Origin of the sequence: Salimicrobium halophilum (assembly GCF_900100295.1) — a bacterium.
In the GTDB taxonomy this organism is placed as follows: domain Bacteria; phylum Bacillota; class Bacilli; order Bacillales; family Halobacillaceae; genus Salimicrobium; species Salimicrobium halophilum.
Genome location: NZ_FNEV01000005.1, coordinates 78,909 through 96,887, shown reverse-complemented (window position 1 = coordinate 96,887; position 17,979 = coordinate 78,909). Strand labels below are relative to the sequence as shown.

The 17,979-nt window shown below is 44.9% G+C and carries 22 protein-coding genes; 8 read left to right on the top strand and 14 right to left on the bottom strand.

All coding sequences use genetic code 11. The annotated features are described in order from the left end of the window. Nucleotides 1–50: 50 nt before the first annotated feature. Both BLQ44_RS09305 and BLQ44_RS09300 read right to left on the bottom strand, forming a co-directional pair. Nucleotides 51–902, bottom strand: coding sequence for an ABC transporter permease (locus BLQ44_RS09305; protein WP_093193616.1), 852 nt, complete (start codon nt 900–902; stop codon nt 51–53). Next, a complete protein-coding gene (locus tag BLQ44_RS09300) occupies nt 886–2,088 on the bottom strand; it encodes a quaternary amine ABC transporter ATP-binding protein (RefSeq protein WP_093193615.1) in 1,203 nt (400 codons plus the stop codon). Before BLQ44_RS09300 ends, BLQ44_RS09305 begins: the two co-directional genes overlap by 17 nt. A gap of 265 nt (nt 2,089–2,353) precedes the next feature. Between BLQ44_RS09300 and BLQ44_RS09295 the strand changes: the two genes are divergently transcribed. Further along, nucleotides 2,354–2,878 (top strand): GbsR/MarR family transcriptional regulator, encoded by a 525-nt coding sequence (locus BLQ44_RS09295; protein ID WP_093193614.1) that lies wholly within the window; start codon nt 2,354–2,356, stop codon nt 2,876–2,878. Nucleotides 2,879–2,923: 45 nt separating this feature from the next. Here the strand turns inward: BLQ44_RS09295 and BLQ44_RS09290 are convergent, their stop codons facing one another. Next, entirely contained in the window at nt 2,924–3,253 is a 330-nt protein-coding gene (locus BLQ44_RS09290; RefSeq protein WP_176757484.1) for a DUF1878 family protein, read from the bottom strand. A 198-nt stretch (nt 3,254–3,451) separates the two neighbouring features. Here BLQ44_RS09290 and BLQ44_RS09285 point away from each other — a divergent pair, with 198 nt between their 5' ends. Both BLQ44_RS09285 and BLQ44_RS16715 read left to right on the top strand, forming a co-directional pair. Beyond that, nucleotides 3,452–4,003: a DUF3267 domain-containing protein gene (locus BLQ44_RS09285; RefSeq protein ID WP_093193612.1), complete on the top strand. Its 552-nt coding sequence runs from the start codon at nt 3,452–3,454 to the stop codon at nt 4,001–4,003. 82 nt (nt 4,004–4,085) lie between these two features. Continuing rightward, nucleotides 4,086–4,274, top strand: coding sequence for a hypothetical protein (locus BLQ44_RS16715; protein ID WP_093193611.1), 189 nt, complete (start codon nt 4,086–4,088; stop codon nt 4,272–4,274). 148 nt (nt 4,275–4,422) lie between these two features. Here BLQ44_RS16715 and BLQ44_RS09275 read toward each other — a convergent pair whose 3' ends face one another. Next, nucleotides 4,423–4,506 (bottom strand): YjcZ family sporulation protein, encoded by an 84-nt coding sequence (locus tag BLQ44_RS09275; protein WP_093193610.1) that lies wholly within the window; start codon nt 4,504–4,506, stop codon nt 4,423–4,425. Nucleotides 4,507–4,673: 167 nt separating this feature from the next. Here BLQ44_RS09275 and BLQ44_RS09270 point away from each other — a divergent pair, with 167 nt between their 5' ends. Continuing rightward, nucleotides 4,674–5,636, top strand: coding sequence for a peptidylprolyl isomerase (locus BLQ44_RS09270; RefSeq protein ID WP_093193609.1), 963 nt, complete (start codon nt 4,674–4,676; stop codon nt 5,634–5,636). Between the two features lie 62 nt (nt 5,637–5,698). Here the strand turns inward: BLQ44_RS09270 and BLQ44_RS09265 are convergent, their stop codons facing one another. The 5 genes from BLQ44_RS09265 to BLQ44_RS09245 all read right to left on the bottom strand — a co-directional run bounded on the left by BLQ44_RS09265 (nt 5,699) and on the right by BLQ44_RS09245 (nt 9,728). After that, complete coding sequence (locus tag BLQ44_RS09265; RefSeq protein ID WP_093193608.1) at nt 5,699–5,881, bottom strand: sporulation YhaL family protein; 183 nt, start codon at nt 5,879–5,881, stop codon at nt 5,699–5,701. Nucleotides 5,882–5,940: 59 nt separating this feature from the next. Further along, complete coding sequence (yhaM, locus tag BLQ44_RS09260; protein WP_093193607.1) at nt 5,941–6,888, bottom strand: 3'-5' exoribonuclease YhaM; 948 nt, start codon at nt 6,886–6,888, stop codon at nt 5,941–5,943. After that, entirely contained in the window at nt 6,885–7,448 is a 564-nt protein-coding gene (locus BLQ44_RS09255) for a GbsR/MarR family transcriptional regulator (protein WP_093193606.1), read from the bottom strand. Before BLQ44_RS09255 ends, yhaM begins: the two co-directional genes overlap by 4 nt. A gap of 161 nt (nt 7,449–7,609) precedes the next feature. Next, nucleotides 7,610–8,839 (bottom strand): ABC transporter permease, encoded by a 1,230-nt coding sequence (locus tag BLQ44_RS09250; protein ID WP_093193605.1) that lies wholly within the window; start codon nt 8,837–8,839, stop codon nt 7,610–7,612. Next, nucleotides 8,832–9,728 (bottom strand): ABC transporter ATP-binding protein, encoded by an 897-nt coding sequence (locus tag BLQ44_RS09245; RefSeq protein WP_093193604.1) that lies wholly within the window; start codon nt 9,726–9,728, stop codon nt 8,832–8,834. The genes BLQ44_RS09250 and BLQ44_RS09245 overlap by 8 nt, the downstream gene beginning before the upstream one ends. 116 nt (nt 9,729–9,844) lie before the next feature. Between BLQ44_RS09245 and BLQ44_RS09240 the strand changes: the two genes are divergently transcribed. Continuing rightward, on the top strand, nt 9,845–10,030 hold the full coding sequence (locus tag BLQ44_RS09240; RefSeq protein ID WP_093193603.1) for a YhzD family protein: 186 nt from the start codon (nt 9,845–9,847) through the stop codon (nt 10,028–10,030). A gap of 41 nt (nt 10,031–10,071) precedes the next feature. Here the strand turns inward: BLQ44_RS09240 and BLQ44_RS09235 are convergent, their stop codons facing one another. From BLQ44_RS09235 to BLQ44_RS09215, 5 genes are all read right to left on the bottom strand, one after another. Next, on the bottom strand, nt 10,072–10,839 hold the full coding sequence (locus BLQ44_RS09235; protein ID WP_093193602.1) for an enoyl-CoA hydratase: 768 nt from the start codon (nt 10,837–10,839) through the stop codon (nt 10,072–10,074). Between the two features lie 603 nt (nt 10,840–11,442). Continuing rightward, the gene (locus BLQ44_RS09230; RefSeq protein WP_093193601.1) at nt 11,443–11,802 is read right to left on the bottom strand and encodes a YlbF family regulator; all 360 of its coding nucleotides are present in this window, start codon (nt 11,800–11,802) and stop codon (nt 11,443–11,445) included. Nucleotides 11,803–11,874: 72 nt separating this feature from the next. Then, a complete protein-coding gene (locus BLQ44_RS09225; RefSeq protein WP_093193600.1) occupies nt 11,875–13,014 on the bottom strand; it encodes a DUF445 domain-containing protein in 1,140 nt (379 codons plus the stop codon). A 63-nt stretch (nt 13,015–13,077) separates the two neighbouring features. Beyond that, nucleotides 13,078–13,476 (bottom strand): hypothetical protein, encoded by a 399-nt coding sequence (locus tag BLQ44_RS09220; RefSeq protein WP_093193599.1) that lies wholly within the window; start codon nt 13,474–13,476, stop codon nt 13,078–13,080. A 133-nt stretch (nt 13,477–13,609) separates the two neighbouring features. Further along, nucleotides 13,610–13,891 (bottom strand): metal-sensitive transcriptional regulator, encoded by a 282-nt coding sequence (locus BLQ44_RS09215; protein WP_093193598.1) that lies wholly within the window; start codon nt 13,889–13,891, stop codon nt 13,610–13,612. Between the two features lie 87 nt (nt 13,892–13,978). Here BLQ44_RS09215 and BLQ44_RS09210 point away from each other — a divergent pair, with 87 nt between their 5' ends. The 3 genes from BLQ44_RS09210 (at nt 13,979) to BLQ44_RS09200 (ending at nt 17,947) form a co-directional block, all read left to right on the top strand. Then, nucleotides 13,979–14,860: a PucR family transcriptional regulator gene (locus BLQ44_RS09210; protein ID WP_093193597.1), complete on the top strand. Its 882-nt coding sequence runs from the start codon at nt 13,979–13,981 to the stop codon at nt 14,858–14,860. Nucleotides 14,861–14,983: 123 nt separating this feature from the next. Further along, on the top strand, nt 14,984–16,081 hold the full coding sequence (locus BLQ44_RS09205; RefSeq protein ID WP_093193596.1) for an ABC transporter ATP-binding protein: 1,098 nt from the start codon (nt 14,984–14,986) through the stop codon (nt 16,079–16,081). Between the two features lie 387 nt (nt 16,082–16,468). Continuing rightward, nucleotides 16,469–17,947, top strand: a complete 1,479-nt coding sequence (locus BLQ44_RS09200) for an aldehyde dehydrogenase family protein (protein ID WP_093193595.1) — start codon at nt 16,469–16,471, stop codon at nt 17,945–17,947. The last annotated feature ends 32 nt before the right edge of the window (nt 17,948–17,979 follow it).

The window sequence follows — 17,979 nt, the reverse complement described above, 5'->3', positions numbered from 1 at the left end:
TTTTTAAAATTAATATATAGCAAAGGCTGCTTACGCCTTTCCTCCAAGTATTATGGGTTGTCGCCACGCTGGGTATTAAGATTCTGCGTAAAGCGATCAATGATGATAGCCAAAATAACAATTCCAAAACCTGCAACGAAACCTGGTCCTACCTGCGCACGTTGAAGTGCGGTAATAACAGATTGACCAAGTCCTTTCGCACCGATCATGGATGCAATAACAACCATGGAAAGTGCCAGCATGACTGTCTGGTTGATACCAGCCATTATGGTCTTTTTAGCCATAGGTAGTTGGACCTTAAATAGCTTCTGTGCGCCAGTCGTACCGAAAGAATCAGCTGCTTCGACCAATTCACCGGAAACCTGGCGAATACCCAGGTTCGTGAAACGAACTGTCGGTGGAGTCGCAAAGATTACAGATGCGAACACCCCGGGTACCATCCCGATACCGAAGAATGCAACGGCCGGAATCAGATAAACGAAAGCCGGCATCGTCTGCATAAAATCGAGCACCGGAGTCAAAATGTTTTCGACGGCTTTGCTCTTCGCCATCCATATCCCGAAAGGTACACCGATGATCACCGAAATCAGACTGGCGAATATGACAAGCGTAAAGGTATTCATCAACTCTTCCCAAAGCCCCTGGTTGGCTACGAACCAAAGCCCAATGACTGTGAAAGCGACCAGTCCGAATTTCTTGCCTGAAGCGAAAAATGCCAGAACAGCAACGATGAGAATGAATAGCCATATAGGTACATTCATTAACCAGTCTTCCGCAAATACTTCAATAAAATCCCCGAAATCTTCACGTAAAAACGTAAAAATGGGTTTTAGTGCCTCTTGGATTCCTTCTGTAGCCGCTGTAATCCACTCAGCTACCGGAATTTCAGGAAAGATCCCCATTCAGACTCACCTCGCTTCCAGAAAGTGCTGCAATAACTGCACCACGCACAATAATTCCTTTCAGTCTTCCATCTTCGGTCACGGCAACAGGCACTGTTGCATCATGAATCACATTGAATATTTCATGCATCGACGTATCTTCGGAGACTTCCACGATATCCGTGCGCAATATATTCTTAAGGTTATCTTCTTCGTTCTTCACAGCCTCCGACACGTCATCAGCTGTTACGTACCCTTTAAGGTTCCGCTTCGCATCAGTAACGTAGATGCTCGAAAGTCCTTCTTTCCTCATACGTTCCAGCGCAGCGCGTGGACCGTGTTTCTCAATATCGACCGTTTCCGGACGCTTCATGATGTGTTCGGCAGTGAGTACTTTCGAACGATCCACGTCTTCTACGAATTTCTCTACATAATCGTTGGCCGGATTAATCAGAATCTCTTCCGGTGTACCGATCTGAACGATTTTCCCGTCTTTCATCAGGGCGATGCGATCTCCGATACGGAGTGCTTCGTCCAGATCGTGCGTAATGAACAGAATCGTTTTCTTCATCGATTCCTGAAGTTCAAGCAACTCATCCTGCATTTCTTTACGGATAAGCGGGTCAAGCGCAGAGAATGCTTCATCCATAAGAAGAACTTCCGGATCATTCGCAAGCGCTCTTGCCAGTCCTACACGTTGTTGCATCCCACCGGACAATTGACCCGGAAATTGATGGATATAATCTCCCAGTCCTACCATTTCGAGAGATTCCTGTGCCTTTTTACGGCGTTCCTCTTTGTCTATGTTCTGAATCTCAAGTCCGAATTCCGCGTTTTCCAGAATAGTGCGGTGTGGAAATAAAGCAAAACGTTGAAAGACCATGCTTAATTTCTTACGACGAACTTCCCTCAAGGACTTATTATCCATTTTTGCCAAGTCCTGGCCGTCAATCATGACACTTCCTTCTGTAGGCTCGATCAGGCGGTTCACAAGACGAACCAAGGTAGACTTACCACTCCCGGAAAGTCCCATTATGACAAAAATCTCACCTTCTTCCACACTGAAAGTGGCACGATTGACCCCAACCGTATTTCCTGTCTTTTTCAAAATCTCTTCTTTTGATAATCCTTCATCCAGATATTTGGTTGCTTTTTTTGCATTCTTTCCAAATATCTTCGACAAATCTTTAACGTCGATTACTGGCATATTCCTCACCTCTTTTGTTATCAGCGTCTCTGTTACGTTTTTGTTAAGCACGTGTAATACTGTAACCTATTTGATATATATAATTCAAACAACATACACAACTGATTCAGTCCAAAAATTACGTACAGTTTAAACTGTACACAATAGACAAAAGGTTTTGCTTACTTTTTCTTCGATTTTCGACAAAATACTGGGCACATTTCTATTTTAGAGTTTTTCTACCTTATAGTAACCTATTACTAGACCGTCACTGGAGGAGGATTCTATGATAATAATGAACAATCCTGCATTAGAAGAATTTCAGACAAAAACGATTCATGAATTTTCAAAAACCCTGGAAATGTTCGGTCTCGCTCCCGGAGATGCCCGATTATTCACCACTCTATATATCAACCCCTCTCCAATGACTCTCGATGATATGAGTGCTACTCTCGGAAAAAGTAAAACTTCCATGAGTACAGGTATTCGAAGCTTACTAGAACAGGGCCTTGTCGAACGGGTATGGGTCAAAGGAGTTCGAAAAGATCTCTACCAGGCCAATGAAGAACTCTATCGCAGCTTTCTATCTTGCTTCATCGAAAAATGGATACAATCCGCCAACACACATAAGATGAACCTCGATCAGATACAAAAAGAAATGAAGACAGACTATCAAAAGTTTCACCAGGAAAACATCGCAGAACATGCCAATTACTTGTACGAACGCACTGAAGAAATGAAGGCTTTCCACGAATGGGTCGCTGATGCTTTTTGTAACATGCTTGATTCAACAAAACGGGGTAATGATTAACTCTTCTATACCCTCTCCTCAAAAAAATAATCGGCTTTTCGCCGATTATTTTTGTATCCATTCCAATAATGTTTCCACTATCTCTTTATGTATATTTTCTTCCTTTAACTTTTCCAATGTTTCCACCGGCTCAAGTTCAGGGGGAAGCATCCCTACATAATGAAAGGCAAGCGATTCAAAGCAGAGCAACCCTTCTTCCTGCTCCGCTTTCCACTGCTTCTCCAATAGATCAAGGAGCTTCATAACCTCATCATACACCTCTTTATCCGCCTCTTTTTCAATCAGGTAAGCAAGAAAGGGAAAACGATCCGACGTCCCTTTTTTCATCCATAACTCCATATAAAAAAGAAGACTTTCCAATTTCCAGACAGACATCTCGCTCCCCCTTTCTGAAGACCTTTCAACCCCCGACCTGCCGCCTTTAAAATTCTTTACGAAAAAACTATTGCTTTTTCCTCGTAAACATACTATTATTCCTTTTGTGACCTTGAAAAAACAAACGTTTGTTATTCCTATCATACCCAGTATAAAGCAAAATTCCCACTAATTTATATAACAAAGGAGGGATTCTCTATGATGAACTGCTGGAAATCAGTGAACATCAATAAAGAATTCGGCCTGAACCGTATTTATCTATTTTCCGTATTGATCGGACTACTATCTTTTCTGTTTCTGTTCATCCCGTTATCTATGTATCACGGAACGAACGATGTAAAAGATTATGGGCTGTTGCCAGTAGTCGTTGTATTGTTCCTTCTCCCTTTGTTGCATCGATTGATGCATATGTTGCCACTGATGCTGACGTATAAACGGATGAAAGTCTTCTTCAAATTCAGAAGACGCTTCTTCCCGACGTTCTTTTATCAGTGCAAATCGAAACTTTCAAAACGAACTTCCATTCTTATGGCTCTCGGGCCGACATTGTTCATTACCATCCCTTCTTATATGATGGCGTTCATGTTCCCCGACTACTTCGTTTACTTTATGATCATCACATCTGTAAACGTCGCAATGTCTTTCACGGATTTTCTCTATCTGTATCACTTCATGAAAGCTCCGCGTCGTTGTATCATAGAGAATGCCAAAGATGGTTATGATATTTTGATCCACCGAAAAGAAGCTTAAAGACAGTCCCTCAAAGAGGGCTGTCTTTTCATTTGTTCAAGTTTTTGATAAAGTATCGGTAAGAGTAAAGGAGGGGCTGTCTGTGAGCTTTGCAGTCGTATTTGGTGTATTTGCATTAGTCGTACTATTCATTTTCAACTCATTAACACACTCCCTATGTCTAAAAGCGAAAATGGAGAAGGAAAAACAATCTCGCGTTTTTCGTACTATCAATATACTCATTACTATCCTATTGATTTCTTCATATGTAGAAGTCCTCAATGTTCTATAGTGAGAAGACATGACTAAGGGGAAATGTTCCGCTTGCCGCTAAGTCTGACCATGGGCTGAGCATTTCTATACTGTTTAAAAACAAGACCTCCGCAGGGATTCCTGCGGAGGTCTTTTCATGTTTCTCGGGAAGTTCATTCTTCTCTATTTTAGAACCAGGCTGCACCTACAATGATCAGAAGGATAAACAACACCACGATCAACGCAAAATGTCCTCCATAATCTTTACCCATTCACTCCACCCCCTTTTCCTTTACTATCCTATGCTTCAGTAGGGATCAGGAATAGGCACCCTCCTACATTTTGCAGTAGTAAGTAGAAGGAAATGTATGTTATATTATCTTTTAGGCAGTCAAACAGCCGACCTCTACAAATTATATACAAGGAGTGTACGACAGAAATGAAAAAAGCGATACTGACTACTGTTTTGGCTACAAGCATCTTCGGACTCGCAGCATGCAGTTCCGATGAGTCTTCTGAAACAGTTGTAGAAACCGGAAGCAGTGAAATCACAAAAGAAGAATTCTATAATGAGTTGAAGAGTAAGCACGGAGAACAAGTGCTTCAGCAACTTGTTACAAATAAAGTACTTTCCGAGAAGTATGAGGTGAGCGACGAAGCTGTCCAAAGCGAACTCGATTCCCTTAAAGAGCAGTATGGAGATCAATTCGAAATGGTCCTTCAGCAGAGCGGCTTTGAAAACGAAGATGCCTTCAAAGAAACGATTCGTATGAGCCTTCTTCAGGAGCAGGCAGCCGCTGAAACGGTAGATATTTCTGAAGAAGAAATGAAAGACTACTACGAACGCATGAAAACGGAAGTTCAGGCGAGCCACATCCTCGTAGAAGATGAAGAAACAGCGAACAAGGTTCTTGAAGAACTTAATAACGGAGCAGAATTCGGTAATCTTGCAAGCGAGTACTCTACAGACGGATCCGCTCAGCAAGGCGGGAAACTCGGTTATTTCGGTCCAGGGGAAATGGCTCAGGCATTCGAAGCAGCCGCTTATGACCTTGAGGCCGGCGAGGTAAGTGAGCCGGTACAGACACAGTTCGGTTACCATATCATTAAAGTGACGGATAAACGGGAAGCAGAAGATGTGAAACCTTACGAAGAAGCGAAAGCTGAAATCAAGCGTACGCTTGTAAGCCAGAAGGTCGACCAGCAACAGCTTCAGCAGCACATGAACGAAATCATGGCGGACGCTGACATCGATGTGAAAATCGAAGAATTCCAGGGGCTCTTCGAACAGCAACAGAGCTCTGGTCAGGGTAACGGAAACAGCGGTTCTTCAGACAGTGAAAGCAGTGATTCCTCAGAAGGAAGCGAAGATTCTTCAGAGGACAGCTCTTCGGAAGAATAAATGAATCCAGGTAACTAAAAAGACAGACAGAAGGCGAATAAATGCCTCCTGTCTGTCTTTTTTTATTCAGCAGAGGATTGTCTACGCTTCCTCTCCTCTTCCATCCGATGCATGTACATCTGGCCTTCGCGTTCGATGAATTTCTCTTCTTTCGTCTGTTCCTGCCTCATTGTCCTGACTGTCATGATTCCACTGAAAACCAATAGACACATACAGGCGAGCACCCATAACGGTATTCCGAACAAGATATCCTTCCTCTCCTCGGTAGTATTACTATTAGTCTATGAGAGGAAAAATAGATTATTCACTCGGAGTGAAATGCAGGTTTATAAAAAGATCGCTGTTCAAGAGGATAGATTCTTTCCGTAAACGTTCCCGGCTTCGTCTTTTGAAGAGCATTGTTCATCATTTGAATCCGGGAATCCAGCATATCGATATAATGGAGAATCTCCGCTTCACGGATATGAGGAGTTTTCGGACTTCCCCATTCATTCTTTCCATGGTGGCTCAGTACGAGGTGTTTCAGTGCCATCACTTCTTCTCCTTCGATTTGAAGTTCTTTGGCTGCTTTCTCCACTTCTTCCACCATCATGGAGATATGTCCGAGAAGGCGGCCTTCTGTCGTATATGTCGGAGAATCCGGGTCTGAAAGCTCTCTGATTTTACCGAGATCATGGGCGATGATACCTGCATAAAGAAGGTCTTTGTCCACTTCCGGGTAAATTCCCGCAATTTCCCGTGCCAATCTAAGCATTGTGACAATATGATGTGCGAGTCCAGATACGTAATTATGATGATTTCTCGTCGCTGCGGGGTAAGCGAATAGTTCCTCATGGTATTCCTTGACGAAATAACGCGTCAATCTCTGAAGATTGGCGTTCATCATCTCAAACATAAATTCTTTGATCTGCTCCTCGAGCCATTCCACACTTACAGGAGCCTTCTCGACGAATTGTTTTACCTCTACGTTATCTCCCTCCTGAGCCTGACGGATATGATGGATTTTCAACTGGGGCTTATTTCTGAATTGTCCGATTTCCCCGTTCACCTTCACGATTACTCCCTTTTTGAACAGGGTCTCATCTTCTTTCTTGGCAGCCCATAGTCTTGCGTCGATCTCTCCTGTACCATCACGCAGCAGCAGAGCGAGAAAAGGTTTCCCATTACTGGCAATGCTTTTAGTGGCAGAAGTGATCAGCAAAAAATCATCGAATGTTTCCCCTACCTGATAATGGGCAATTCCTTCACTCATGAACTTTCCCCTTTCCCGACAGACTGATTCACTTTAGGGACGTAGTTGAAAATTTCCCCTGATTCTACAACACGGATGAAATTCATCAGCCACTTGTAATAATTCTTAGCGTATTCCAATTTATTTATATCTTCTTCGATACGCTCTTTCAATTGCGGATCGTCTGTCTCTTCCTGTAACGTTCTGAACTCTTCGATCGTTTCATCCGCTTCTTCGATGTTCGTTTCGGTGTCTCTCTTCCACTTGCTTCCGAAGAGAGAAGTGAATGATTTATACCAATCTTCTTCCGATTTGTATAAGTCTTTTCTTACTCCTTTTTTGAAGGCCGGTTCCACCATCTTCATATCTGATAATGTTCGGACGCCTGTAGACATACTTGTTTTGCTCATAGAGAGAGCTTCCCTCATGTCGTCGAGGGTCATCGGCTCCTCGGCAAAATAAAGTACGCCATACAAACGACCGATTGATGGCGTTACTCCATATAGATTCATATTTTTCGCTATCACCTGGATGAATTTTTCCTTGGTCTCCTCATACTGCTTCCAATCTTTATATTCCAATGGAGGACCCCTCCTGTACTTTCATTTCTTATTTGTCCATTAATTCTAACAAAAAATCCTCCGGAATGCTCGCTTCCTTCCGTACAATCTCCAAATATTACTTTCGGCCTGTTTCCTTCCTAAAGAAAATTCCCTGTCGCGGGGACAGGGAAACATCTTCCTTATTCTTTTTTCGAAAGTTGCAGAGCTTCTTTGACATTCTTCCATAGAGAAGCTTTTCCGTACATCAGAACCCCGCCTCGATAGATCCTTGCTCCGATGAACCCAAGCAATAAGATGGTTCCGACAAGGATACCGAGGGAAAGCAACGTCTCCCACAAAGCGACATCCACCATCCCCATTCTTGTAAACATAACAAAGGGAGTAAAGAAAGGAATATAGGAGGTTATAACAATGTAAGTCGCCTCCGGAGCTCCAAGAGCAGAAATAGCCAGAAAGAAAGCTACGATGATCATCATCATCATAGGGGTCACTGTCTGCTGGGCATCTTCGACTCTGCTGACAAGAGACCCGAGCATTGCTGCAAGCGTCGCATAAAGGAAATAACCCAGAATGAAAAATAGGACGGCGTAGCCGACGACTCCCCAATCCGGGTTGCTGAGCCCTACCATCTGGATAAGGGATCCTTCCGTACTATCCGCAAGGGTGATTCCCAAATAACCGACAAGAATGAATAAAGCGAACTGGGTTAAACCGAGAAGAGCGATTCCGGTGATCTTCGCGAACATCTGTGTCACGGGAGATACGCTCGAGACCAGAATTTCCATGACCCGGCTGGATTTTTCCGTGGTCACCTCCGTAGCAATGATATTTCCATACATGATGACAGCGAAATACATCACAAACAGCATGATATAGACGATAACACGCGCCTGATTCAACTCTTCTTCTGATTTAGCTCCTTCTTCCAGGGCTGTTCTTTCAAAAGCGACCGGTGAAGAAATGGCAGTCAGTGTCTCGCCGGAAAGATTCTGATTCTCCGCAGCGATGTTCGTCTTTATCTGCTGCAGGACCTGTCTCGCTTCCGCATCGGAAGAAGACGTAAGCTGCTCCGTGTAGTAATGACCTTCCGGTAGTCCACTTTCCTGCAGGTCTACTACGAGAAGCGCTTCATACTCTCCGGAGAGCACGGCTTCTTTCCCTTCTTCTTCTCCCCCTTCGAACAACTCACCACCGGCAAGCGAAGAGGTCAGAGTGGAAGCTACAGGTTCTTCGGCAATGATGGCAATCGATGAGTCCTCTTCTCCATCCCCGGAAAAAGTGTCCATGACTGTCTGAATGTTCGTCATGATCAGGATAGCCGCAAGTGTCAGGACTGTCGTAATGATAAATGCCTTGGACTTTACACGATTTTTATAGGTGTGGGATAAGATTACGAAAAATTTATTCATATGACTCCCCTACCTTTTCAATGAAAATTTCTTCAAGCGAAGGCTCTTCGAGAACGAACCTTCTCACAAACCCTCTCCCCTGCAATGCTTCAAAAAGAACCTGGGCGTCTTTCTCTTCCCTTACCTGACACATGGCACCTTCTGCCGTATGCTTGTAATGAATGACTTCTTCCTTCTCCTCAAGGAACCCGAGATCGAAGTCCGCATCGATACGGACGTTTTTCTTTCCGAATGATCTCTTGATATCCCTCAAGTTTCCGTGCAGCACAGGTCTTCCTTTGTGCATGATACAGAGGCTTTCACACAACTCCTCGACATGTTCCATGCGGTGAGAGGAAAAGACGATCGATGTTCCCGCCTCTTTCAATTCAACGACGGCTTCTTTCAGCATTTCTACGTTGACCGGGTCGAGTCCCGAGAACGGCTCATCCAAAATCAACAGTTTAGGCTTATGTAGGACGGCAGATATGAATTGGATTTTCTGCTGATTCCCTTTGGAAAGTTCTTCGATTTTCTTGGAGCGGTATTCAGGTACTTTGAAGCGGTTCAGCCACTTCTCTATTTCAGGTACCGACTCCGATTTTTTCATCCCTCTCAGTTTCGCTAAATACACGAGCTGGTCTTCCACTTTCAATTTCGGATAGAGCCCCCGTTCTTCCGGTAGATACCCGACAAGATGACTTTCGCCGTACCCAATCTTTCCATTGTTCCAGGAAATCTCTCCTCCCGTCTGATCCAACAATCCGAGCACCATACGGAACGTCGTCGTTTTGCCCGCACCATTTGCCCCGAGAAACCCGAACATCTGCTTTTCCGGTATCTCTAAGGAAAGATCGTCGACAGCAGTGAAATCCCCGAACTTCTTCGTTACATTTTCTAATTTCAACAAGGTTTCCTCACTCCTTCCATAATTATCTACGTTTCTGATAAGAAAACCGTTTCATTTTTCGAAGAAAACTTTTATAATGTGAATGAGTATTCATTTTTTCTGAAGGGAGACATGACATGAAAACGTATTTTCTCACGGTCTTTGAAAAGGATGGTACGAATATAGTAGATGAAACATTCGAAGCGGAGAACGACGAAAAAGCAAGCGAAATCGGCAAACAGAAACTCGAAGAACAGGGATATGACGAAATGACTCACCGGTGCGCAGCTCCTGAAGGGCACCTGGTTCTCTTTCACAGATAAAAAACGGCTCCTCCTCACCACAATGAGGAAGGGCCGTTTTTTTATTCTCCTCTGAATTCAGGCTTTCGTTTCTCCATGAAAGCACGTACCGCTTCCTGATGATCTTTCGTCTCGCTCAATTTTCTTTGGTTGGAACGTTCCTGACTGAGGTAATAGGCCAATTCATCTTTGCCGGCCTGATGGTAAAGGGTCTTCGTCGCAATCATGGATTGCAGAGGTCTGCGACTCCAACTTAGAATCAGGGCTTCCGCCTGCTCCACCGGTTCTTCTGTGACCATGTCTACAAGCTTCAGGTGTTCAGCTTCCTCTCCGGAGAGCTTGGAACCTTCCCAGGCATACTGTTTTGCGTGATGAACGCCGAGTCTTTCTTTCAACCAGTAATGCCCCCCTCCATCCGGAGCAAGTCCGATACCTATGAAATTCATGGAAAGAACAGCATCTTTCTTCGCGACGATATAATCGCAGCTAAGAGCGATACTTAACCCGAGACCTACTGTTGCTCCGTGCACAGATGCCACTACAATTTTCGGCATCGTATAGATGGTAGTCACGATCGCATCTATATTATCCATCAGTTCATTATAAGCTTCATCATTCGAGAAATCCTTCATCATGGAAATATCGCCACCGGCACAAAAGCCCGGCCCTTCTCCAGAAAGTAGCACAAGCTTCTGGTCATACCCCTGAACCTTCTCAAGGACCTCACGGAACTCTTTCAGCATAGCAGCGTCCAGAGCATTATATTTCTCTGGTCTTGCCAGTTGAATATGCACGTACGTTTCCTTTTCTTCTAATCGAAAATAGTTCAACCTGCTTCCCCCTTTTTTTGTAAAAACCTATTCCCCTGTGTATTTCGACAGGAAACTGAATATTCCTTCATTTTAATAGAAAAGCGGAGGCATCCCGCTTAGAAATACTGGCATAAGTAGACCGGTCACAAAAAGTGCTCTTTCTTTTTTGATCCGGACTACTTATGACACGAATTTCTGGATGGTGCAGCTAGATCATGAAAAGGAAAAGCGGAGAAGCCCCGCTTAGAAACCTCAGTCATAAGGAGAACTGTCAGACAAAAAGCGCTCTTTCTTTTTTCTGATCTGTTCTCCTTATGGCTCGGGGTTTCTGGGCTTTGCAGCTAGACACGAAAAGCGGAGAAGAACGTTTAGAAGCTAGACAAATGCGAAGCGGAGAAGCCCCGCTCAGAAATCCTGACCAGGTCCGTAAAATTCGCCTCAGGGTCCGCAAATGACTGTCGAATATTGTCTAAAGTCCTAAAAAAAGCGCCAATGGTCCGCAAAAACGCCCGGTACGTCCGTAAATGCGATTCCGTATGAACCTGGCTCATGCAAAATGAACAACTTTTACGACAACGCACCTATTTTTACGCACAAAAAAAGCCGCCGGTTGGCGACTTTTTATTGTTCTTCCTGTCCTGGAGTGCCGTAAAGCTCTTCCAGTGGTTTTGTGATGATCTGACTTACGTCATTGATCACTGTATTCAAACGCTGCTCTTCTTCCATGAGCTTGGAGATGTCAGGGTGCTGCTGAACAAGCTGCACAACACTTTGCGCTTTTTCTACTTCTTCTTCAGAGATTTCTTCCCCTTGCATCTGTTTCTGTTGTAGTGTCATTTGTGTCTGACGGAAATCTTCGAACATCTGCTTCGAGGATTCGTCACTCATTACTTTTTCATAAGCATCTTTAAGTGCAGTGAACTCTTCACTGTTGCGAAGTGCTTTCTCTAGATCATATGCGTAATCATAAATATTAGCCATTGAACAATTACCTCCTAAGTTTGACTCTTTCCCCACTATAACAAACGAGTTTCTATCTGTATAGCCAAAAACCTACAATCCTATAAGTAGTACTATACCGCTCTGTAACAACCCGACAAACCCTCCGAGCATCGCCCCGAGATAGGTGATCATTTTGAATTCACGACGGGAGATGCCGAGCACCAGATCCTCGAGCCTCGCTACTTCGAAAGCTTCCACCTGTTCTTTCACGATGTCGGATAAATGCAGATGTTTGATGATACTTTCCATCTGGGCAGACAGAAAATCGATCGCTTTAGGCACGACAAAAGCGACCCCGTCTTCTACGACCCGGTCCCGGATCGGTGAGGAAATTTCAGAGAGCGGTTTGTCCCAGTATCTCTCAAGCGGAACGAGACTGGTCAAGGCTTCGGCAAAAGAAGTGAGTACTTCCTCTCTATCCACTTTCTTCTCTACGTCTTCTACGGTGAGCCCGAGCAGATAGTCATATTCCTCAAGCATGATATCTTCGATCCATTGCCTCGTTTCTTCCTTGCTCGCATAGCGGACCATCGTTCCATGCAGACGTTCACTGATACTCTTCGAACCGAATATAGAAGAGAGCAGTTGCCCGAACATCCCATGCTTTTCGAAATAATCATTGATCAGTGCTTTCACACGATATCTGCCGTCTGCACTCTCAAGATAGGAGGCGATTTTCTGCTGGACATAACGACTTGCACGCTTTGTAGCGATTTCTCCCTGCTCTTCCCATTTTCCTGGAACGAGCTCCCTCAATTGTTTGTCCTTTCTCCTATCCAGCCAGCCACCTATTCTATCTTTCAACTGTTTCTCGAGTTCGAGGTGCACGTTATCTTTTGTCAGTTCCGGGGCTACAGGTGCGAGAAGCTCACCGAGTGTAATCTCCGACTGCAGAAAACCGTCCACTTCTTTCCTCGATTTACGGATCAATGTATCCCTGAATGTTTCATTAAGCAATTTATTCCTTAGTCCACTGGGTGTCACCAGATGTTCTACCACCATATTACCGAGTTGTCTTGCCAATTCTCCCTGGCGCTTAGGAATAAGACCCGGAGTGAATGGGAGCTTGAATCTTCCTATATATATAGGGTGATATGGACGAAACAACATACGGATCGCCAACGAATTCGTCACCCCTCCAATCAATGCGCCAATGGCCATCATCATAATCGTAAATAATATCGGGTTCATAAAAAAATCCCCATTTCCGCTTATACTCCTTTAAGTATAAGCGAAGCGAGGAAATCGGTGCAATCAGTTCGCTGCTGCAATCAGCGTACCAAAAAGGATAGCGTGCCCGATATCATCTGTCATTGCGATATAAAATGGCGTCGATACTTCCGAGGATGGAGCTGTAAGCAGCATATGTCTGTACCACCGGTAGTTCTCTATCTCCTTTTGCTGAGCCTCGTGCAGTCCCCCTCTGTAATCCTGAATTCTTGAAAAGTCAGGTTCGAACCGAAAGTAATCGCCGGTAATCTGATGGTGAAGCCTTTGAAAAGCTTCGTAATGATGCTTCTCATCATTCATGATCTGCCGGATGCACTCCTGCTCCCACGACTCATCCCTTATCTCTACCAGCCTCTCCGATAATAAATAATCCGACCATTTTCCATGGATTATTTCCTTGAGTTGTCCGGTCCATTCTTCCACACGGATCTCCCCCTTTCTACTATCCTACATAGCAAGCGGGAGAGATAGAACATCAAAAATCCGAAAGTGACTACGGGTACGTCCAAGTGTCCGTTTTGCCACAAAAAAATACGTACCGTAAGTACGGTACGTATCAACGACTCTTCACGAGCATCTGTATAGCTTCCCCGATGACATCATCCGCATTCTCTCCCTGATCTTCTGCATCACGGATACATGTTTCGAGATTCTTTGCTACAATATAAGCTAGGGAACGATCCATCGCAGAACGCGCAGCGGATAGCTGAGTGACGACGTCTTTGCACTCTTTCCCTTCCTCCATCATCTTAAGCACGCCGCGGACTTGACCTTCGACCCGTTTCAGGCGGTTTTTTACGTCCTGGTCATATTCGCTTTTCTTATTTATATCTTCCATAAGGAGCCCCCTCATCTTGTTGTTCACCTAATTTCTTCTAATACTACTACATCACTCGGGATTATACAAAAGAAAGGATATCATTTTATGAATGCATCACAGTTAAAAAAACTCTACTCTTCTTATACCCCAATCGAAGATATTTCGAGCAAGGATTATGACAATTTTTTTTGGTTCGAAACAGATAAAGGTAAGGTCGGCCTTTCCCGTGAAGAAGTAACAGAACGAGAGCACACCTTCCTCCTTGAACTATTTCCAAAAGCACACCCCGGGGAAGCCACTCGTGAGGAGCAGTGGAGACGTCTCCTTTTTCATCAGGAAGAAGTGACCTTAACCCCACCCCCGAAGCGATACCGTTTCATCTTTTTTACCGCTGAGCACCAGACTGAAGACCAGGATACGCTACACGAAGCCTTCCAGGCACTTTTCCCTTTCAAGGTGCCCATATTATGGAGAAACAGCAGAGAAGGAATTCTCATAGAAGAACAATCGGGTCGCGGAGAGGGGGCTATTTCTTTTGAAGAGGTGATGGACGTACTTATGAGCGATTTCTATATGAAAATCCGCTTTTATGTAAGTGAATTCTTCCATGACTTCCACAGCGTACAGGGACAGTTCTCTTTTGCGGAGAAAATGGCAGAAATCGCAACACGCTATGTGCCGGGAACTTTTGCAACTCCTCTCGATTCCGCTTTCTACCTTTATATGGATGGTGTCAGAGAAGAAAGAAGAGACATGCTTTCCTCTTTCATACTCGGGGAAGCCAGAGAAGATACAGAACTTCTCGATACAGTCAAAGTATTTCTTGAACACGGAGCGAACGTTTCTGCTACAGCAAAAGAACTTTACATGCACAGAAATAGTCTTCAGTACCGGATAGATAAATTTTCAGAAGTGACGGGGATGGACATCAAGCACTTCCCGACGGGAGTCCTCGTTTATTTATCCATCTTGCACGTGCGTACCTGACAACGTGCACAAAACCTTCTGAATATTCTTGTTCACTTTGTCCATTTTCATATCCCCCCATCTGCGATAGACTATGAAATACAGAGAAAGCGATTTCAAACAAACACATGGAGGGATCACCCGATGGCTGAAATTAATCTGAATAATATCCAGAAAGTATATGATGGAAACGTGCACGCGGTACAAGACTTCAACTTACATATCGATGACAAGGAATTCGTCGTATTCGTAGGACCTTCCGGTTGCGGAAAATCCACGACACTTCGTATGATCGCCGGTCTTGAAGATATCACAGATGGCGATTTCATGATCGATGAGGACCGCATGAACGATGTGGCACCGAAAGATCGCGACATTGCGATGGTATTCCAGAACTACGCCCTTTACCCGCACATGAATGTCTACGACAATATGGCATTCGGACTGAAACTTCGTAAAATGGATAAGAAAGAAATCGATGAGCGCGTCAAACGTGCCGCAGATATCCTTGGTCTTGAAGCACTGCTCGACCGTAAACCGAAAGCCCTATCCGGTGGTCAGCGTCAACGTGTAGCTCTCGGTCGTGCGATTGTACGTGACGCAAAAGTATTCCTTATGGATGAGCCGCTATCAAACCTTGATGCGAAACTTCGTGTACAAATGCGTGCAGAAATCCAAAAACTTCACCAGCGTCTTCAGACGACAACGATCTACGTAACTCACGACCAGACAGAAGCGATGACGATGGCAACCCGCCTTGTCGTCATGAAAGATGGAATCGTCCAACAGGTCGGTGCACCGAAAGAAGTATACGACAAACCTGAGAACATGTTCGTCGGCGGGTTCATCGGCTCCCCTGCCATGAACTTCCTTTCCGGAGAACTTTCAGAAGGGAGTATGGAGATCGACGGTATTAAAGTCGCAATACCGGAAGGGAAAATGAAAACCCTTCGTGAACATGGATACGTCGGAAAAGAAATCGTTCTCGGCATCCGCCCTGAAGACATGAACGATGAGCAGCTTTTCCTCGATGCGAACGCTGATAAGAAAATCGAAGCGTACATCGAAGTGGCAGAGCTCATGGGTGCGGAATCCTACCTATACTCGAAAGTCGGAGAGCAGGAATTCGTTGCCCGTGTCGATGCTCGCTCTGAGGTCCACGGCGGACAAACGATTGAACTCGGCCTCGACATGAACAAAGCCCACTTCTTCGACAAAGACAGCGAACTACGGATTAGGTAAGGAAAGTGAAGACACCTCGCTCAGCCCTTATCGCATAAGCGAAAATCAGCCTAAAGAAGCGCCCTACTTCTTTATGGGTGGTTTTCGCTTATGTCGCTAAGGGCTAGGTGTCGTAACTAGACAATAAGAAAAGCGGTGAAACGTTTAGAAGCTCAAAGATAAGCAGACGGCCCTGGTTTCGAGTGTCCTTTCTCTAAACAGGGGTGGCTGCTTATGTTATGGAAAAACGTCGCAAAAGAATTTTTTGCGGCGTTTTTCTTATTTCCCCAATGAAAAACTATCGTATAAAGGCGAAGCGCACCCTTCAACAAGGATACAAATGTTTGCATATTCCTTCCTTTGGGAAAACCTCTAACTACAATATTTCGAAAGTGAGGGAAATTTAAAATGACGCACCAACCTGTAACGATGCATGCATTTGTAGATGGAAAACATTTGGAAACAGAAGACTCCATCACCAGGGAGAACCCTGCAAACCCTGAAGAGATTGTGGGGTATGCCCCGCTCAATACGATAGATGACACCCGTCACGCTGTTGACGTTGCCGATCAGGCTTTTCAGAAATGGAGACATACGGAGATCTCAGACCGGGTAGAACGCATGAAGCGTGCCATTTCCAAACTGCGTGAATCTCAAGAGGAAATCACCGGACTGCTCTCGAGGGAACACGGGAAACCCGTTTATGATGCGAACGGCGAAATGGAAATCTCGATCATGTGGATGGAGCACGCCTGCAGTATGGCGGAAGACCTTTTGAAAGATGAAGTGAAAAACACAGAAGACGGACAAACCATAATTGCCAAAGATCCGATAGGAGTCGTTTCCGCTATTTCTCCGTGGAACTATCCGATTGCTCTCTCTACCATCAAAGTCGCTCCCGCCCTATTAGCAGGGAACACTATAATAGTGAAGCCAAGTCCTTTGGCACCACTTGCAGTCCAAAAAGTGCTCGAAATCATTGCAAGTGAATTCCCTGCCGGAGTCCTCAATTCCCTTAACGGAGAAGCGGACATTGGTGTTGAACTCACTTCGAATGAAAAAGTGAGCAAGATAGCCTTTACCGGGGGGACAGCTACAGGACGAAAAATCATGGAATCCGCTGCTGATACTATCAAAGAGCTTACCCTCGAACTCGGAGGGAACGACCCTGCTCTCATTCTTCCGAGCTTTGATCCTAATGATGAGAAAGCGATGCGTCGCCTTGTCATCTCCAATTTTGTAACAGCGGGAGAAATATGCATGATTGCCAAACGCATTTATGTGCCACAGTCGATGCATGACGAATTCGTGGAAAAGTATAAAGAGGCTGCTGATAAGTGGATACGTGTAGGAGATCCATCGGATGAGAACGTAACGCTTGGGCCGGTCAACAATAAAGAACAGGTGGAATTCGTTCAGGAACTGGTCGACGATGCCAAAGCAAATGGTGCGGAGGTAACCAAGTTAGGAAAAATCATGGACGAAGAACTCTTCGATCAGGGATACTATATGCAGCCGACCCTCGTGACGGGGGTGAACCACGACTCCCGAATCGTCGGCGAAGAACAGTTTGGCCCTACCATCCCTATCGTCGCTTATGAAGATGTGGATGAAGGTGTGGACCTTTGCAACGACAGTATTTTCGGCCTCACTAGTTCGGTATGGGGCGAGGAAGAAGAAGCTTTACAAGTCGCACGTCGGATTGAAGCAGGAACGACGATGATCAACACAGCAGCTATCCAGGGACTGGACGTACGTTATGCCTTCGGTGGTGTGAAGCAATCCGGTCTCGGTCGTGAATACGGAGAAGAAGGATTGACTTCCTACGTCAACACTCACGTCATCAACAACCCGAACGAAAAAGATCTACCGTTCATTCCGGAATAATGGACTCAAAAAAACAGCGCCCCATTGAGGAG

What these genes read in the sequence shown, in the direction of transcription:
- BLQ44_RS09305 (WP_093193616.1), bottom strand. Translation starts at nt 902, where the DNA reads ATGGGGATCTTTCCTGAAATTCCGGTAGCTGAGTGGATTACAGCGGCT.
- BLQ44_RS09300 (WP_093193615.1), bottom strand. Translation starts at nt 2,088, where the DNA reads ATGCCAGTAATCGACGTTAAAGATTTGTCGAAGATATTTGGAAAGAAT.
- BLQ44_RS09295 (WP_093193614.1), top strand. Translation starts at nt 2,354, where the DNA reads ATGATAATAATGAACAATCCTGCATTAGAAGAATTTCAGACAAAAACG.
- BLQ44_RS09290 (WP_176757484.1), bottom strand. Translation starts at nt 3,253, where the DNA reads ATGTCTGTCTGGAAATTGGAAAGTCTTCTTTTTTATATGGAGTTATGG.
- BLQ44_RS09285 (WP_093193612.1), top strand. Translation starts at nt 3,452, where the DNA reads ATGATGAACTGCTGGAAATCAGTGAACATCAATAAAGAATTCGGCCTG.
- BLQ44_RS09275 (WP_093193610.1), bottom strand. Translation starts at nt 4,506, where the DNA reads ATGGGTAAAGATTATGGAGGACATTTTGCGTTGATCGTGGTGTTGTTT.
- BLQ44_RS09270 (WP_093193609.1), top strand. Translation starts at nt 4,674, where the DNA reads ATGAAAAAAGCGATACTGACTACTGTTTTGGCTACAAGCATCTTCGGA.
- yhaM (WP_093193607.1), bottom strand. Translation starts at nt 6,888, where the DNA reads ATGAGTGAAGGAATTGCCCATTATCAGGTAGGGGAAACATTCGATGAT.
- BLQ44_RS09250 (WP_093193605.1), bottom strand. Translation starts at nt 8,839, where the DNA reads ATGAATAAATTTTTCGTAATCTTATCCCACACCTATAAAAATCGTGTA.
- BLQ44_RS09240 (WP_093193603.1), top strand. Translation starts at nt 9,845, where the DNA reads ATGAAAACGTATTTTCTCACGGTCTTTGAAAAGGATGGTACGAATATA.
- BLQ44_RS09230 (WP_093193601.1), bottom strand. Translation starts at nt 11,802, where the DNA reads ATGGCTAATATTTATGATTACGCATATGATCTAGAGAAAGCACTTCGC.
- BLQ44_RS09225 (WP_093193600.1), bottom strand. Translation starts at nt 13,014, where the DNA reads ATGAACCCGATATTATTTACGATTATGATGATGGCCATTGGCGCATTG.
- BLQ44_RS09215 (WP_093193598.1), bottom strand. Translation starts at nt 13,891, where the DNA reads ATGGAAGATATAAATAAGAAAAGCGAATATGACCAGGACGTAAAAAAC.
- BLQ44_RS09210 (WP_093193597.1), top strand. Translation starts at nt 13,979, where the DNA reads ATGAATGCATCACAGTTAAAAAAACTCTACTCTTCTTATACCCCAATC.
- BLQ44_RS09205 (WP_093193596.1), top strand. Translation starts at nt 14,984, where the DNA reads ATGGCTGAAATTAATCTGAATAATATCCAGAAAGTATATGATGGAAAC.
- BLQ44_RS09200 (WP_093193595.1), top strand. Translation starts at nt 16,469, where the DNA reads ATGACGCACCAACCTGTAACGATGCATGCATTTGTAGATGGAAAACAT.